Genomic DNA, 16,474 nt, shown 5'->3' with positions numbered 1-16,474 from the left:
ACTCCGCATAAAGGCAGATGAGCAGTGTACTTAGCCGGGCCGGGCAAACCAACGTCCGGCTTCATTACAGACCCTTCCAGCCAGTTCCAGCTCGGTCAGCGCCGCCAGCACCCGGGGCAACGGCCAGCCGCTGCTGCTGGCCAGGCCCTCGGTAGTTTGCGGTGCGGCCAGCAACAGATCGACCAGTTCATGGCCGGCAATGGCGTCCACCTGCAACGGCGGCAAGCGTTGCCAACCCTGCAGGGTTTCGACGATCTGATCGACAGTCTCCACCAGCAAGGCGCCGTCGCGAATCAACTGGTGACACCCCTTGGAGCCCGGGTGATGAATCGAACCCGGAATGGCATATACCTCGCGGCCTTGCTCGGCCGCCAAACGCGCGGTGATCAGCGAGCCACTGGCAAGGCTCGCCTCGACCACCAATACACCCAGCGACAGGCCACTGATGATCCGGTTACGCCGGGGAAAGTTGCCCGCAACGGGCCCGGCATCCAGCGGAAACTCGGAGACCACCGCGCTACCTTGCTCGATCATCGCCGCCGCCAGCGCTCTGTGCCGCTGTGGATAAAGTTTTTGCAGCCCTGTGCCGAGCACGCCGATGGTCTGCCCGCCAGCGTCCAGGGCAGCCTGGTGTGCGGCGCCATCGACGCCCAGGGCCAGGCCGCTGGTAATGACAAAACCACCCCGAGCGAGGCTGCGCGAGAAGGCCGCAGCCGTATCGAGCGCCGGCCTCGATGCCCTGCGGCTGCCGACGATCGCCAGCTGGGGTTTTTCCAGAATCGCCGGGTTGCCGGCGATGAACAGCAGCGGCGGGGCGTCGCCCAGTTCCGCCAGCAAACCTGAATAGCCAGGGTCGTCCCACATCAGTAAATGCTGGTCGCGGGCCTCTAGCCAGCGCATTGCCGCGGCGGCGCCTTCGCGTACTTCAAGGCTGCGCCGGGCATCGCTGCTGTCTGCGGGTACGCCCAGCGTACGCCAGGCCGTGGCCGGCGCACTGAGCGCTGCCGAGGCATTGCCAAAGGCCTGGATCAATGTGTGAAAACGCCGCGGCCCTAGGGACGGCAGCAAGTGAAGGCGCAATCGCGCTTCGAGTTCGGCGGGAGAACACGCCGGCGATAAGGGTTGCGACATGACGATCATCCTTGATCGGGAAGCGTGGGCCAGCCGTGAACAAACTGTGGATAACTCTGTTGATAATACTTTGACAACCGGTTGACGGATTTCCCTCGGCGGCATTCTTTCAGGCTTGGCGCCATGGGTGGAAAAGCACCCTGAAACCTTAGCTGACCTTTGCCAGGTGCCGAATGCGCCGAATCCCTTTATTATGTGTACTCATGTTTGTAATTCATCGCACAGTGCAGCTCATACGCTTATGGCCATTCTGAACATCCTCGAATTCCCGGACCCGCGCCTTCGCACCATCGCCAAGCCGGTGACCGAAGTCGACGACGGCGTTCGCCAGTTGATCGATGACATGTTTGAAACCATGTACGAAGCCCCTGGCATCGGCCTTGCCGCTACCCAGATCAACGTGCACAAGCGCATCGTGGTCATGGACCTGAGCGAAGATCGCAGCGAGCCACGGGTGTTCATCAACCCCGAGCTCGAAATGCTGACCGACGAAATGGATCAGTATCAGGAAGGCTGCCTTTCGGTGCCTGGCTTCTACGAGAACGTCGACCGCCCGGTGCGGGTCAAGGTCAAGGCGCTGGACCGCGACGGCAAGCCGTACGAGCTGATCGCCGAAGGCCTGCTGGCGGTGTGCATCCAGCACGAATGCGATCACCTCAACGGCAAGCTGTTCGTTGATTACCTGTCGACGCTCAAACGCGACCGGATCAAGAAGAAGCTGGAAAAACAGCATCGCCAGCAAGCTTGATCTGCTCTTCCCAAAGGCTTGCTCCGGCAAGCCTTTTTCTTTTTAAGCGAGAACTCCATGCGCATTGTCTTCGCAGGCACCCCAGAGTTTGCCGCCGAACACCTCAAGGCCCTGATCGCCAGCCCCTATGAAGTGGTAGCGGTCTACACCCAACCGGACCGCCCGGCCGGTCGTGGGCAAAAACTGATGCCCAGCGCGGTCAAGCAATTGGCTGTGGATAACGCCATTGCGGTGCTGCAACCAGCGACCCTGCGCAATGCCGAGGCCCAAGCGGAGCTGGCGGCGCTCAAGCCGGACCTGATGGTAGTGGTCGCCTATGGCCTGATCCTGCCCCAGGCGGTGCTGGATATTCCGCGCCTGGGCTGCATCAACAGCCACGCCTCGCTGCTGCCGCGCTGGCGTGGCGCAGCGCCGATCCAGCGCGCGGTCGAAGCCGGTGACAGCGAAAGCGGCGTCACCGTGATGCGCATGGAAGCAGGCCTGGACACCGGGCCAATGCTGCTCAAGGTCAGCACCCCGATCAGCACCAGCGACACGGGTGGCAGCTTGCACGACCGCCTGGCCGAAATGGGCCCGCCGGCCGTGCTCGAGGCCGTTGCCGGTCTCGCCGCGGGCACCTTGCAGGGTGAAGTCCAGGACGACAGCCTGGCCACTTATGCACACAAGCTGAACAAGGACGAAGCGCGCCTGGACTGGAGCCGCCCGGCCGTTGAGCTGGAGCGCCTGATTCGCGCCTTCAACCCGTGGCCGATCTGCCACAGCACCCTCAACGGTGAAGCGCTGAAGGTGCTCGGCGCGAACTTATCCACAGGCTCCGGCAACCCGGGTGAAATCCTCTCTGCCAGCAAGGACGGCCTGATCGTCGCCTGCGGCGAGCAGGCGCTGTGCCTGACCCACCTGCAATTGCCGGGTGGCAAGGCGCTGAACTTCAGCGACCTGTTCAACAGCCGCCGCGAGAAATTCACCACCGGCACGGTGCTTGGCCAATGAATCCACGTCTGGCAGCCGCCCGCGCCCTGGCGGCAGTACTCAGTGGCAAGGCGTCGCTGAACAGCTCGCTGCCAAGCCAGCTGGACAAGGTCGAAGTGCGTGACCGTGGCCTGACCCAGGACCTGGCCTTCGGCACTGCGCGCTGGCAGCCACGGCTGTCGGCCCTGGCCGAACGCCTGCTGCAAAAACCGTTCAAGGCCGCCGATGCCGACGTCGAGGCGCTGCTGCTGGTCGGCCTGTACCAGTTGCTCTACACGCGCATCCCTGCCCACGCCGCCATCGGCGAGACCGTCGGCTGCGCCGACAAGCTGAAAAAGCCCTGGGCCAAGGGTTTGCTCAACGCCGTGCTGCGCCGTGCGCAACGCGAAAGCGGCGATATCTTCGCCGAGCTTGAGCGCGACCCGGTCGTGCGCACCGCGCACCCGCGCTGGCTGCAAAAGTCGCTCAAGGCGTTCTGGCCCGAGCAGTGGGAGGCCATCTGCGCCGCCAACAATGCCCACCCGCCGATGATCCTGCGGGTCAACCGACGCCATCACAGCCGTGATGCCTACCTCGAACTGCTGGGTGAAGCCGGCCTTGAAGCGGCGCCGTGCCAGTTCAGCGGCGACGGCATCTTGCTCGCTGAAGCCTGCGATGTACGTGGCCTGCCCGGTTTCGACCAGGGCTGGATCAGCGTCCAGGACGAAGCCGCACAACTGGCCGCCGACTTGCTCGACCTGGCCCCCGGCCAGCGCGTGCTCGACGCCTGCTGCGCCCCGGGCGGCAAGACCTGCCATCTGCTCGAAGCCCAGGCCGGGCTCGACGCCGTGGTCGCCATCGACCTGGAAGCCAAGCGCCTGACCCGCGTGCGCGAGAACCTCGATCGCCTCGGCCTCGACGCCCAGTTGATCGCCTGCGACGCCCGCGACACCGCCAGCTGGTGGGACGGCAAGGGCTTCCAGCGCATCCTGCTCGACGCGCCGTGCTCGGCCACCGGCGTAATCCGCCGCCATCCGGACATCAAGCTGACCCGCCAGGCCGATGACATTGCCGCCCTGGCCAGCCTGCAAGGCGAGCTGCTTGACGCCCTGTGGCCAACCCTTGAGGTCGGCGGCATCCTGCTCTACGCCACCTGCTCGACGCTGCCGACGGAAAACACCGAAGTGATCGAGGCCTTCCTCGCCCGCACTCCCGGCGCCCGTGAGCTGGACCTGGCGACCCAGGCCGGTATCCGCCAGCCCCATGGCCGCCAGTTGCTGGCCCAGGCAGGCGGACACGACGGCTTCTACTATGCCAAGCTGATCAAAATCGCCGCCGCGCGCGGATAACAAGAGAAAGGAACAGCGGATGAAGATCATCATCCTCGGCGCAGGGCAGGTCGGCGGCACGCTGGCTGAACACCTGGCCAGCGAAGCCAACGATATCACCGTGGTCGACACCGATGGCGACCGCCTGCGCGACCTCGGCGACCGCCTCGACATCCGTACCGTGCAGGGCCGCGCCTCCTTCCCGACCGTGCTGCGCCAGGCCGGCGCCGACGATGCCGACATGCTGGTGGCGGTCACCAACAGCGACGAGACCAACATGGTCGCCTGCCAGGTTGCCCATACCCTGTTCCACACCCCGACCAAGATCGCCCGGGTGCGCGAATCGGCCTACCTGACCCGCGCCGGGCTGTTCGACAACGACGCCATTCCGGTCGACGTGCTGATCAGCCCCGAGCAGGTGGTCACCCACTACATCAAGCGCCTGATCGAACACCCCGGCGCCCTGCAGGTGATCGACTTCGCCGAGGGCAAGGCCCAGCTGGTAGCCGTCAAGGCCTACTACGGCGGGCCGCTGGTGGGCCAGCAATTGCGCCAGATCCGCGCGCACATGCCCAATGTCGACACCCGCGTGGCGGCAATCTTCCGCCGCGACCGGCCGATCCTGCCGCAGGGCGACACGGTCATCGAAGCCGACGACGAAGTGTTCTTCATTGCCGCCAAGGCGCACATCCGCGCGGTGATGGGTGAGTTGCGGCGCATCGACGAAACCAACAAGCGCGTGGTCATCGCTGGCGGCGGGCAAATCGGCGAGCGCCTGGCCGAGGCGATCGAAAGCCGCTACCAGGTGAAGATCATCGAGATGAACCCGGCCCGTTGCCGGCACCTGTCCGACACCCTGGAAAGCACCGTGGTGTTGCAGGGCAGTGCCTCGGACCGCGACCTGATGCTTGAAGAGAACATCGCCGAAGCCGACATCTTCCTGGCCCTGACCAACGACGACGAAGCCAACATCATGTCCTCGCTGCTGGCCAAGCGCCTGGGCGCGCGCAAGGTGATGACCATCATCAACAACCCGGCCTACGTCGACCTGGTCCAGGGCGGCGAAATCGACATCGCCATCAGCCCGCAGCTGGCCACCATCGGCACCTTGCTGGCCCACGTGCGCCGCGGCGATATCGTCAGCGTGCACTCACTGCGCCGCGGTGCGGCCGAGGCCATCGAGGCGATCGCCCATGGCGACTCGAAGTCAAGCAAGGTAATCGGCAAGGCCATCGAAGACATCGCCCTGCCACCAGGCACCACCATCGGCGCAATCATCCGCGACGAAGAAGTGCTGATCGCCCATGACGACACGGTGATCGAAGCGGGCGACCACGTGATCCTCTTCGTTGTGGATAAAAAGTACATCCGTGACGTCGAGAAGCTCTTCCATGTAGGGTTGAGCTTCTTCTAAAGAGGGAGCTGGAATGCGCGAATCACTGGAAAAGATGCTGGCCAAGGGTGTGGATAACGCCCTGTTGCGCTTTGGCCTGGGCAAGGCCTGGCTCGATGAAGGCAACGGCGCCGAGGCGGCCGTGCATTTACAGCGCTGCGTCGAGCAGGACCCGAAGTATTCGGCGGCGTGGAAGCTGCTGGGCAAGGCGCATCAGCTCGAAGGTGACCTGGCAGTTGCGCGCAAGGCCTGGGAGCAGGGGCTGGAAGCGGCTCGCGCGCACGGCGACAAGCAGGCAGAGAAAGAGATGACAGTGTTTCTGAAGAAGCTCGATAAGGCTGGTTGAGCCATCGCGGGGCAAGCCCGCTCCTACAGGGATTGTGGATAACTGTGGGAGCGGGCTTGCCCCGCGATAGGGCTTTCAATACCAGCGCGGCTCGCCCGGCGGGCGCTTCTTGAAGCGCTTCATGCTCCACATGTACTGGCTCGGATACGCCCGCACATAGCGCTCGACCACCTGGCTCATGGCCGCCGCCGAGGTCTCGGTGTCTTCGCTGTACATCGCCTCGGGCGCGGCTTCCAGGATGACCTTGAAGCCCGAGCCATCCGGCAGGCGCAAGGCATGCAGGAACACCCCGACCGCCTTGCCGCCAGCGAGCATGTTCGGCACGAACTTGCTGGTCAGCGCCTTGGTGGCGAAGAACGGCACGAAGATACCCGCCGACTCGGCCGGCTCCGGGTCGGCCGGAATGCCCACCTGACCGCCTTTGCGCACTTCCTTGATGATGCTCAGGATGCCTTCCTTGGTCGACGCCGCAACGCGGTTGCCCAATTGCACGCGCTGTTCGCGCAGCAGGTCATCGACCGCCTTGAGCTTGGGCGGTCGGTAGAAAATGATCGGTTTGCACTGGCTGCAATAGAAGTGGTTGAGCACTTCCCAATTGCCCAGGTGGCTGGTGATGCCAACCACGCCCTTGCCCGATGCCAGGGCCGCCTCAAGCACTTCCAGGCCTTCGACCTCGCGCACCAGGTCGAGCGAACGCTGGGCCGGCCAGATCCAGGCGCAGGCGCTTTCGGTAAAGGACTTGCCGATGTCCATCAGGGTCCGGCCCACCAGTTGCTCACGGGCAACCGGGTCCATTTCCGGGAAGCATTTGGCCAGGTTGATGCGCACCACGTTGCGCGAACTGTTCGGCACCTTCCACATGATCCAGCCGATGGCCGCGCCGACCCGCTGTACCGCGCCCCAGGGGAGCTTGGCAAACAACCGCAACGCCCCGACCATCAAGGCGCCCTTGAATTTATCCACAGGCTGGTTCCTCTTTCTGCAAGCCGGCCATTGTAACCCTCAGCGCAGCAGAGCGGCGTAGCGATCACAATCGGTGGTGTGGTCCATGACCATGCCGGTGGCCTGCATGAAGGCATAGCAAATGGTCGGTCCGACAAAGGTGAAGCCAGCTTTCTGCAGCGCCTTGCTCATTGCCTTGGCCTCGTCGGTGACCGCCGGCACCTCGCTGCGCAGGACGAAATGATTGACCTTCGGCGCGCCGCCGACGAACGACCAGAGCCATTGCCCGGGGTTTTCCAGCGCCAGCCAGGCCCGCGCATTGCGCCGCGCGGCATTGAGCTTGAGGCGATTGCGGATGATGCCCGGGTCGAGCATGCGCTCTTCAATTTCGTCGTCGCTCATCTGCGCCAGACGCTCTGGGTCGAAGCCGAACAGCACCTGGCGGTAGCGTTCGCGCTTTTTCAGCACGGTAATCCACGACAACCCGGCCTGGAAGCCTTCGAGCAGGAGCATCTCGAACAGCTGGCGCGGATCGCGCTGCGGCGTGCCCCATTCCTGGTCGTGGTACGCCTGGTAAAGCGGATCGTCGGTACACCAAAAGCAACGTGGCATAAGGCTCCAAGGGTAGAGGCCTGCGCGAATCGGGTTATACTCCCGCTCTTTATATTCGCAGCCCTAGAAACAGGTGAATTTCGTGAGCCAGCCTACGCCAGCCGTGCGTACCTTCCAAGACTTGATCCTCGCCCTGCAGAACTACTGGGCCGAGCAAGGTTGTGTGGTGCTTCAGCCCTACGATATGGAAGTAGGCGCCGGCACTTTCCATACTGCCACGTTCCTGCGCGCCATCGGCCCGGAAACCTGGAACGCCGCCTATGTGCAGCCTAGCCGTCGTCCGGCGGATGGCCGTTATGGCGAAAACCCGAACCGCCTGCAGCACTACTATCAGTTCCAGGTGGTCCTCAAGCCGAACCCGGCGAACTTCCAGGAACTGTACCTGGGCTCGCTGAAAGCCATCGGCCTCGACCCGCTGGTGCACGACATCCGTTTCGTCGAAGACAACTGGGAATCGCCGACCCTCGGCGCCTGGGGTCTGGGTTGGGAAATCTGGCTCAACGGCATGGAAGTCACGCAGTTCACCTACTTCCAGCAAGTGGGCGGCATCGAATGCTTCCCGGTCACTGGTGAAATCACCTACGGCCTGGAGCGCCTGGCCATGTACCTGCAGGGCGTAGATTCGGTCTACGACCTGATCTGGACCGACGGCCCGTTCGGCACAGTGACCTACGGCGACGTGTTCCACCAGAACGAAGTGGAGCAGTCGACCTACAACTTCGAGCACGCCAACGTCGAGAAGCTGTTCGAACTGTTCGACTTCTACGAAAGCGAAGCCAACCGCCTGATCGAGCTGGAACTGCCGCTGCCGACCTATGAAATGGTCCTCAAGGCCTCGCACACCTTCAACCTGCTCGATGCCCGTCGCGCCATCTCGGTGACCGAGCGTCAGCGTTACATCCTGCGCGTACGGACCCTGGCCCGGGCCGTGGCCCAGAGCTACCTGCAAGCCCGCGCCAAGCTGGGCTTCCCGATGGCGTCCCCTGAATTGCGTGATGAAGTGTTGGCTAAGCTGGAGGCTGCACAATGAGTGCTCAAGATTTCCTGGTTGAACTGGGCACCGAAGAACTGCCACCCAAGGCCCTGAGCAGCCTCGGTGACGCCTTCCTCGCCGGTATCGAGAAAGGCCTGCAGGCCGCTGGCCTGAACTACACCGACAAGCAGGTGTTCGCCGCGCCGCGCCGCCTGGCCGTACTCATCCGCAACCTCGACACCCAGCAGCCGGACCGCAGCGTCAACCTCGACGGCCCGCCACGTCAGGCCGCCTTCGACGCTGACGGCAACCCGACCCAGGCCGCCCTGGGTTTTGCCAAGAAGTGCGGTGTAGAGCTGTCGGATATCGACCAGAGCGGCGCCAAGCTGCGCTTCTCCCAGCACATTCCGGGCAAGGCCACCGCCAGCCTGCTGCCAACCATCGTCGAAGACTCGCTCAACGACCTGCCGATCCCCAAGCGCATGCGCTGGGGTGCGCGCAAGGAAGAGTTCGTGCGTCCAACCCAGTGGCTGGTGATGCTGCTCGGTGACGAGGTGGTCGACTGCACCTTGCTGGCGCAGAAAGCCGGTCGCGAATCCCGTGGCCACCGCTTCCACCACCCGGAAAACGTGCGCATCAGCGCCCCGGCCAATTACCAGGAAGACCTGCGCAAGGCCTACGTGCTGGCCGATTTTGCCGAGCGCCGCGAGCTGATCAGCAAGCGTACCGCCGAACTCGCCCTGCAGCAGGAAGGCAGCGCCATTGTGCCGCCAGCCCTGCTCGATGAAGTGACCGCCCTGGTTGAATGGCCTGTGCCGCTGGTGTGCTCGTTCGAAGAGCGCTTCCTGGAAGTGCCGCAAGAAGCGCTGATCACTACCATGCAGGACAACCAGAAGTACTTCTGCCTGCTGGATGCCGACGGCAAGCTGCTGCCGCGCTTCATCACCGTGGCCAACGTCGAGAGTCGCGACCCGAAGCAGATCGTCGAAGGCAACGAGAAGGTCGTGCGCCCGCGCCTGACCGACGCCGAGTTCTTCTTCAAGCAAGACAAGAAGCAGCCGCTGGAAAGCTTCAACGAGCGCCTGCAGAACGTGGTGTTCCAGGCCCAGTTGGGCAGCGTCTTCGACAAGGCCGAGCGGGTTGCCAAACTGGCCGCCTTCATCGCCCAGCGCATCGGCGGCGACGCCCAGCGCGCGGCGCGTGCAGGTTTGCTGTCGAAGTGCGACCTGGCCACCGAGATGGTCGGTGAATTCCCTGAAATGCAGGGTGTTGCCGGTTACTACTACGCCCTCAACGACGGCGAGCCGCAAGACGTCGCCCTGGCCCTGAACGAGCAATACATGCCGCGCGGTGCCGGTGCCGAACTGCCGTCGACCCTGACCGGCGCGGCCGTGGCGATTGCCGACAAGCTCGACACCCTGGTCGGTATCTTCGGTATCGGCATGCTCCCGACCGGTAGCAAAGACCCCTATGCCCTGCGTCGCGCAGCGCTGGGCGTACTGCGCATCCTGATCGAGAAGCAGCTGGACCTGGACCTGAACGAAGCAGTGAACTTCGCCGTCAGCCAGTTCGGTGCCAAGGTCAAGGCTGCGGGCCTGGCCGAGCAGGTGCTGGAATTCGTCTTCGATCGTCTGCGTGCCCGTTACGAAGACGAAGGCATTGACGTTGCCACCTACCTGTCGGTGCGTGCCCTCAAGCCAGGCTCGGCCCTGGACTTCGACCAGCGCGTGCAGGCCGTACAGGCCTTCCGCCAACTGCCGGAAGCCGCTGCCCTGGCCGCGGTGAACAAGCGCGTGTCGAACCTGCTGAGCAAGGCCGAAGGCGCTGTCGCCACCACGGTCGAGCCGAAGTACTTCGACAACGCCAACGAGTTCTCCCTGTACTCGGCGATCCAGCAAGCCGACCAGGCCGTTCAGCCAATGGCTGCGGCGCGCCAGTACAGCGAATCGCTGGCACGCCTGGCCGCTCTGCGTGAACCGGTCGACGCCTTCTTCGAGGCGGTGATGGTCAATGCCGACGACGCCAATGTCCGCGCCAACCGTTATGCCCTGCTCAGCCGCCTGCGCGGTCTGTTCCTGGGCGTGGCCGACATTTCGCTGCTGGGGTAAGTCTTGAAGCTGCTGATTCTCGATCGGGACGGGGTGATCAACCAGGACTCCGACGCCTACATCAAGTCGCTGGACGAGTGGATTCCGATCCCGGGTTCGATCGAAGCGATTGCGCAGTTGAGCAAAGCCGGCTGGACGGTGGCGGTTGCCACCAACCAGTCCGGCATTGCCCGTGGCTACTACGACCTGCCGACCCTCGAGGCCATGCACGCGCAATTGCGCACGCTGGTGGCCGAGCAGGGCGGCGAGGTCGGGCTGATCGTCTATTGCCCGCACGGGCCCGATGAGGGCTGCGCCTGCCGCAAACCCAAGCCGGGCATGCTCACCACCATTGCCGCGCACTACGGCGTGAATCTGGCCGGCGTGTGGTTTGTCGGTGATAGTAAGGGTGACCTGGAAGCCGCTTTGGCCGTCGATGCTCAACCAGTTCTGGTAAAAACCGGAAAAGGCGAGAAGACCCTGAGCAAGGGAATTCCAGAAAACACGCTGATTTTCGATGATCTGGCAGCCATCGCCAGAGAACTTATCCACAAATAGCGCGTCTGCATAACAGGCGCACTTTTACTAGGCGGGCAAGCCCGCAACGGTACATGCCGCTATGTCGATCTTGCAGGCGATCAGAATTTTTCTTTTTTACCTGCTGCTGGGTACCAGCTCCTTGCTGTGGTGCACCCTGAGCTTTTTTATCGCGCCGTTTTTGCCTTTCAGCGCCCGCTACCGCTTCATCAACGTCTACTGGTGCCGCTTTGCGCTGGTGTTGGTACGGGTGTTTCTCAACATCAAGGTCAAGGTCACCGGGGCCGAAAACATCCCCAAGCAACCCTGTGTGATCCTCTCTAACCACCAGAGCACCTGGGAAACCTTTTTCCTTTCCGCCTATTTCTCGCCCTTGAGCCAAGTGCTCAAGCGTGAACTGCTGTACGTGCCGTTCTTCGGCTGGGCCATGGCCATGCTGCGGCCGATCGCCATTGACCGCGATAACCCCAAGGCAGCCTTGAAGCAAGTCGCCAGCAAGGGCGATAAATTGCTCAAGGAGAACGTCTGGGTGCTGATCTTCCCCGAAGGCACCCGTGTGCCGTTCGGCCAGATTGGCAAGTTCTCGCGCAGCGGGGCCGCGTTGGCGGTCAACGCTGGCCTACCGGTACTGCCGATCGCCCACAACGCCGGCAAGTTCTGGCCCAAGCAGGGCTGGGGCAAACGTGCCGGCACCATCGAGGTGGTAATTGGCGCCCCGATGTTTGCCGAAGGCAGCGGCCCACGGGCGATTGCCGAGTTAAACGATCGTGCTGCAGCCTGGAATGAACAGACCCAGCGCGAGCTCGGCTCACTGCCTGCAGCGGCGCCGAACGCGGCGCAGGGCGTGGCCTGACCGATCTGTGGATAACTTGTGTACAGTATTTGGATTTCTTAACGAAAAATGCGCTAAGTGATTAATTTAGCTACTTATTTCTCTGTATGACTGTTTTCTGAAAATCGTGCATAAGTTTTTTCGCGGCATAAAAAAACCGGCGCTTACGCCGGTTTTTTTTATGCCTGCAAATCCTCACACCTTGTCGATATCCACATCACGGGTTTCTTTCAAGCAGAACAGCCCCACCACCAGGCTGATACCGGTGATCAGTACCGGGTACCAGAGCCCGTAGAAGATGTCGCCGGTGTACACCACCAGGGCAAAGGACACGGTGGGCAGGAAGCCGCCGAACCAGCCGTTGCCAATGTGGTAGGGCAGCGACATCGAGGTGTAACGGATACGCGTTGGGAACAGCTCGACCATCACCGCCGCCAGCGGGCCGTAGGTCATGGTCGCGATCAGGATCATGGCGACGATAAGCAGCACCACCATCGGCTGGTTGACGCTGGCTGGATCGGCCTTGGCCGGGTAGCCGGCTTTTTCGATCGCTGCACGCAGGGCTGCTTCGTCAAACCCATTGATCTTCTGCTCGCCAATGCTCACCACCACTTCGGCACCAGCAGCCGCTTCAGCCGAGCTGTAGGGCAGGCCCTGTTTGACCAGGAAGGTTTTGACCTTGTCGCAGGGGCTGTCAAAACGCGCCTTGCCCACCGGATCGAACTGGAAGGTGCAGCCTTGCGGATCGGCCATCACCACAATCGGGGCCTGGCGGCTGGCGGCGTCGATCTGCGGGTTGGCGTAATGGCTCAGAGCCTTGAACAGTGGGAAGTACAGTACCGTGGCCAGCAGCAAGCCGAGCATCAGGATTGGCTTGCGCCCGACCCGGTCCGACAACCAACCGAAGAACACGAAGAACGGCGCGCCGATCACCACGCTGATAATCAGCAAAGTGTTGGCCTGGGCCGGGTCCATCTTGAGCATCTGGGTAAGAAAGAACAGCACATAGAACTGCGCGGTGTAGAAGGTCACCGCTTGCCCGGCGTTGATGCTGAACAGGGCAGTGAGTACTACCTTGAGGTTGGGCCAGGAGCCGAACGATTCACGGATCGGCGCTTTACTGGCCTTGCCCTGGGCCTTCATCTTCACGAAGGCTGGCGACTCGTGCATGCTCATGCGGATCCAGGTGGAAATCCCCAACAGCACGATCGACAGCAGGAACGGCAGGCGCCAGCCCCAGACTTCGAACTGGTCGCCACTGATGTAACGGCTGCCGAGCACCACCAGCAGCGACAACAGCAGGCCGAGGGTCGCGGTGGACTGGATAAAACCGGTGTGGAAGCCGCGTTTGCCAGGTGGTGCGTGTTCGGCAACATAAGTCGCCGCGCCGCCGTACTCACCACCCAGCGCCAGGCCCTGCAGCATGCGCAACACCACCAGAATGATCGGTGCAGCAATGCCGATGCTGGCGTAGGTCGGCAACAGGCCGACGGCAAAGGTCGACAAGCCCATCAGCACGATGGTCACCAGGAAGGTGTACTTGCGCCCGATCATGTCGCCCAGGCGGCCGAACACCAGCGCGCCGAAGGGCCGCACGAGAAAGCCGGCGGCAAAGGCCATCAAGGCAAAGATAAAGGCAGTGGTGTCGTTCACCCCGGCAAAGAACTGCTTGCTGATGACCGCGGCCAATGCCCCATAAAGAAAAAAGTCATACCACTCGAAAACTGTCCCGAGGGATGACGCGAAAATGATCTTGCGTTCTTCCCGGCGGCTGGTGCTCGCCGTTGCAGCGCCCTGCTCTTGAATGTAATCCGACATCGTTGCTGTCCTCGGCCTGCAGGCCCCAGTGATTATTCTTGTTGTTCCACTGTCGACGCCGGCAGACTGCGTCCGGCGTCGTTGTTGCTACGCACCCTGGTCAGGGCGTCGGTACTGCGTTTTTTTCATCGATGCGGCTTGTGGATAAGCTTTCCCGGCGAATCAATTGCGCCGCCTTTTCGGCAATCATCAGGGTAGGGGAGCAGGTATTGCCGGAGACGATTTGCGGCATGATCGAGGCGTCGGCAACCCGCAACCCCGGCACGCCGTGCACGCGCAACTGGTCGTCGACCACATCCAGCGGCCCGTTGCCCATGCGGCAGGTGCCTACCGGGTGGAAAATGGTAGTGCCGATCTGCCCGGCGGCTTCATGCAACTGCTGTTCGCTTTGCAGGTCGGGGCCTGGCAGATACTCACGCGGGCTGAACGCCGCCAGGGCAGGGGCCTGGACGATCTTGCGGGTCAGGCGAATGGCTTGGGCGGCGACGCGCAGGTCTTCAGGGTCGCTCAGGTAGTTGGGATCGATCAGTGGCGCGTCGTCCGGGTTGGCCGAGCGGATATCGATACGCCCGCGGCTGGCCGGGCGCAGGTTGCACACCGAGGCGGTAAACGCCGGGAAGCGGTGCAGCGGCTCGCCAAAGCGCTCCAGCGACAAGGGCTGCACGTGGTACTGCAGGTTGGCCGAAGCCTGCTCGGGCCCGGAACGTATGAACGCCCCCAACTGGCTCGGCGCCATCGCCAGCGGGCCGCTGCGATCGTAAAGGTAACGCAGGCCCATGCCGAGTTTGCCCCAGGGACTGTTGGCAACCTGGTTGAGGGTGCGCGCCTGGGTAACCTGGTAGATCAGGCGCAGTTGCAGATGGTCCTGCAGGTTGCCGCCAACCCCGGGCAATTCGTGGCGAACAGTTATCCCCAGGCTCTCGAGCAAGCCACGCGGGCCGATGCCCGAGCGCTGGAGAATACCGGGTGAACCCACGGAGCCGGCACACAGGATAATCTCCCGGCGTGCGCTGAAGTTCTGCCAATTGCCTTGCCAGCGAGCACGTACCTGCGAAGCGCGGCCTTCTACCAGCACCACCTGGTCAACCAGCACATCGGTCAGTACCGTCAGATTGGGGCGCTTAAGGATCGGGCGCAAAAACGCCTTGGCCGAGTTCCAGCGAATGCCGGAACGCTGGTTGACCTGAAAGTATCCACAGCCCTGGTTATCCCCAGTGTTGAAGTCAGCAACGTTAGGGATGCCACTCTGCGCCGCGGCTTCGCGGAAGGCATCGAGGATCGGCCAGGAGTAGCGCTGCTGCTCGACCCGCCACTCGCCTTCGTTGCCATGGGCTTCGCTGGCGCCACCGAAGTGGTTTTCGCTGGCCTTGAACAGTGGCAGCACATCCTTCCACGCCCAACCGGCATTGCCCTGCTCGGCCCAGCGATCGTAATCGCCCGCCTGACCACGCATGTAGATCATGCCGTTAATGGAAGAACAGCCACCGAGCACCTTGCCCCGTGGATAACCCAAGGCACGGCCATTGAGGCCGGGTTGCGCTTCGGTCTTGAAGCACCAGTCGGTGCGTGGGTTACCGATGCAGTAGAGGTAACCCACCGGAATGTGAATCCAGGGGTAGTTGTCGCGCCCACCCGCTTCGAGCAACAGCACCCGGCAGCCTGGGTCGGCGGATAAGCGATTGGCTAGCAGGCACCCGGCAGGACCGGCACCAACCACCACATAGTCGTAGACAGGATCGGCTGATGGCATGGGCAACCTCGCGCCTGATTATTATTCTTGTCCCAGCCCATGTTATTGATTAATTTCGGGATGAAAACGTTAGATTTCACTCAAGTGCTGTGCGTTTTAACACAACGTCCGTGAACACCTGATTCACAAGGAAAAGCATGTTCGACTGGAATGATCTGCGGTTTTTTCTCGAGTTGCAGCGTAGCGGCCGGCTGCTGACTGCGGCCAAACGTCTGAACACCACCCACAGCACCGTGGCCCGGCATATCGACAATATCGAACAGAGCCTGGGTACCGCCTTGTTCGTCCAGCACGCCCAGGGCTACGAACTGACGCCCTCCGGCCAGGCCCTGCTCAAGCACGCCGAAGCCATGGAAAACGTCGCCCTGCTGGCCCAGGAAGAAATCACCCAGGCCATCACCCCGCTGGGCAAGATTCGCCTGGGAGTCACCGAAGGCATCGGCATTATGTTCTTCACCCCGCGCATGGGCAGCCTGTTCGAACGCTACCCAGGCCTTGAGGTGGAGCTGGTGGCGGTACCGCGGTTTGTCAGCATCCTCAACCGCGAAGCGGAGATCAGCATTCACCTGGAGCGGCCCAACGCCGACCTGTTGATAACCCGCAAACTTACCGATTACCGCCTGGCGCTGTACGCCAGCCCCGAGTACCTGGCCCAGGCACCAGCGCTCAATCACCGCGAAGACCTGGCCAAGCACAGCTGGATCGGCTACGTCGACGACCTGCTGTTCAGCCAGGAGCTGCTGTTTTTGAACAGCTTCTGCCGGGCGCCCAATGTGGTGTTTCGCAGCACCAGCGTGATCGCCCAGCAACAAGCGGCTCGCGCCGGCCTGGGCATTGCCGTGTTGCCCAACTACATGGCCCGCCACGATCCGGCGCTGGTGCGGGTGCTGCCCAGCGAGACCATCCAGCGTAGCTACTGGATCTGTACCCGCCGTGAGCTGCACAAGTCGGTGCGCCTGCGCGTGGTCTGGGATTTTCTCCTGGCCCTGTGCGCGCAGGAGCAGGACGCCTTGCTGGCGGAGTAGGGCC

15 protein-coding genes are annotated in these 16,474 nt (G+C 62.7%); 10 read left to right on the top strand and 5 right to left on the bottom strand.

The annotated features are described in order from the left end of the window. Positions 1 to 30: 30 nt before the first annotated feature. Positions 31 to 1,131, bottom strand: coding sequence for a DNA-processing protein DprA (gene dprA / locus LOY54_RS00125; protein ID WP_258608712.1), 1,101 nt, complete (start codon positions 1,129 to 1,131; stop codon positions 31 to 33). A gap of 241 nt (positions 1,132 to 1,372) precedes the next feature. On the opposite strand from dprA, the gene def reads away from it, so the two are divergent. Genes def through LOY54_RS00100 form a run of 5 tightly spaced genes read left to right on the top strand, consistent with a single transcriptional unit; the run spans position 1,373 to position 5,894 of the window. Beyond that, the gene (gene def, locus LOY54_RS00120; RefSeq protein ID WP_038605133.1) at positions 1,373 to 1,879 is read left to right on the top strand and encodes a peptide deformylase; all 507 of its coding nucleotides are present in this window, start codon (positions 1,373 to 1,375) and stop codon (positions 1,877 to 1,879) included. A gap of 57 nt (positions 1,880 to 1,936) precedes the next feature. Then, positions 1,937 to 2,869 (top strand): methionyl-tRNA formyltransferase, encoded by a 933-nt coding sequence (gene fmt / locus LOY54_RS00115; RefSeq protein ID WP_258608710.1) that lies wholly within the window; start codon positions 1,937 to 1,939, stop codon positions 2,867 to 2,869. Beyond that, positions 2,866 to 4,176, top strand: a complete 1,311-nt coding sequence (rsmB, locus tag LOY54_RS00110; protein ID WP_093377709.1) for a 16S rRNA (cytosine(967)-C(5))-methyltransferase RsmB — start codon at positions 2,866 to 2,868, stop codon at positions 4,174 to 4,176. The genes fmt and rsmB overlap by 4 nt, the downstream gene beginning before the upstream one ends. A gap of 19 nt (positions 4,177 to 4,195) precedes the next feature. Then, positions 4,196 to 5,569, top strand: a complete 1,374-nt coding sequence (trkA, locus tag LOY54_RS00105; RefSeq protein WP_010222685.1) for a Trk system potassium transporter TrkA — start codon at positions 4,196 to 4,198, stop codon at positions 5,567 to 5,569. 13 nt (positions 5,570 to 5,582) lie between these two features. Next, positions 5,583 to 5,894: a tetratricopeptide repeat protein gene (locus LOY54_RS00100; protein ID WP_258608708.1), complete on the top strand. Its 312-nt coding sequence runs from the start codon at positions 5,583 to 5,585 to the stop codon at positions 5,892 to 5,894. A 75-nt stretch (positions 5,895 to 5,969) separates the two neighbouring features. On the opposite strand, the gene LOY54_RS00095 is transcribed toward LOY54_RS00100, so the two are convergent. Together LOY54_RS00095 and LOY54_RS00090 are read right to left on the bottom strand one after the other, a co-directional pair. Next, positions 5,970 to 6,857: a lysophospholipid acyltransferase gene (locus LOY54_RS00095; protein ID WP_093377718.1), complete on the bottom strand. Its 888-nt coding sequence runs from the start codon at positions 6,855 to 6,857 to the stop codon at positions 5,970 to 5,972. Between the two features lie 39 nt (positions 6,858 to 6,896). Further along, the gene (locus LOY54_RS00090) at positions 6,897 to 7,448 is read right to left on the bottom strand and encodes a DNA-3-methyladenine glycosylase I (RefSeq protein ID WP_258608706.1); all 552 of its coding nucleotides are present in this window, start codon (positions 7,446 to 7,448) and stop codon (positions 6,897 to 6,899) included. 82 nt (positions 7,449 to 7,530) lie between these two features. Here LOY54_RS00090 and glyQ point away from each other — a divergent pair, with 82 nt between their 5' ends. The 4 genes from glyQ (at position 7,531) to LOY54_RS00070 (ending at position 11,898) form a co-directional block, all read left to right on the top strand. Next, positions 7,531 to 8,478, top strand: coding sequence for a glycine--tRNA ligase subunit alpha (gene glyQ / locus LOY54_RS00085; RefSeq protein ID WP_045199646.1), 948 nt, complete (start codon positions 7,531 to 7,533; stop codon positions 8,476 to 8,478). After that, on the top strand, positions 8,475 to 10,529 hold the full coding sequence (gene glyS / locus LOY54_RS00080; RefSeq protein ID WP_045199365.1) for a glycine--tRNA ligase subunit beta: 2,055 nt from the start codon (positions 8,475 to 8,477) through the stop codon (positions 10,527 to 10,529). Before glyQ ends, glyS begins: the two co-directional genes overlap by 4 nt. A 3-nt stretch (positions 10,530 to 10,532) precedes the next feature. Then, positions 10,533 to 11,066 carry a D-glycero-beta-D-manno-heptose 1,7-bisphosphate 7-phosphatase gene (gene gmhB, locus LOY54_RS00075; RefSeq protein ID WP_213602830.1) on the top strand — a complete coding sequence of 178 codons (534 nt, stop codon included), beginning with the start codon at positions 10,533 to 10,535 and terminating at the stop codon, positions 11,064 to 11,066. Between the two features lie 61 nt (positions 11,067 to 11,127). Continuing rightward, the gene (locus tag LOY54_RS00070) at positions 11,128 to 11,898 is read left to right on the top strand and encodes a 1-acyl-sn-glycerol-3-phosphate acyltransferase (RefSeq protein ID WP_045199369.1); all 771 of its coding nucleotides are present in this window, start codon (positions 11,128 to 11,130) and stop codon (positions 11,896 to 11,898) included. 174 nt (positions 11,899 to 12,072) lie between these two features. On the opposite strand, the gene LOY54_RS00065 is transcribed toward LOY54_RS00070, so the two are convergent. Next, a complete protein-coding gene (locus LOY54_RS00065; protein WP_258608702.1) occupies positions 12,073 to 13,695 on the bottom strand; it encodes an MFS transporter in 1,623 nt (540 codons plus the stop codon). Positions 13,696 to 13,795: 100 nt separating this feature from the next. Continuing rightward, positions 13,796 to 15,445, bottom strand: coding sequence for a GMC family oxidoreductase (locus LOY54_RS00060; RefSeq protein ID WP_258608701.1), 1,650 nt, complete (start codon positions 15,443 to 15,445; stop codon positions 13,796 to 13,798). 137 nt (positions 15,446 to 15,582) lie between these two features. On the opposite strand from LOY54_RS00060, the gene LOY54_RS00055 reads away from it, so the two are divergent. Next, positions 15,583 to 16,470: a LysR family transcriptional regulator gene (locus tag LOY54_RS00055; RefSeq protein ID WP_045199374.1), complete on the top strand. Its 888-nt coding sequence runs from the start codon at positions 15,583 to 15,585 to the stop codon at positions 16,468 to 16,470. Positions 16,471 to 16,474: the final 4 nt, after the last annotated feature.

This window comes from Pseudomonas sp. B21-032, from assembly GCF_024748965.1.
Lineage (GTDB): Bacteria > Pseudomonadota > Gammaproteobacteria > Pseudomonadales > Pseudomonadaceae > Aquipseudomonas.
Note: the sequence above shows the minus strand (reverse complement) of the source record. Positions and strands in the feature narration are given on the sequence as shown.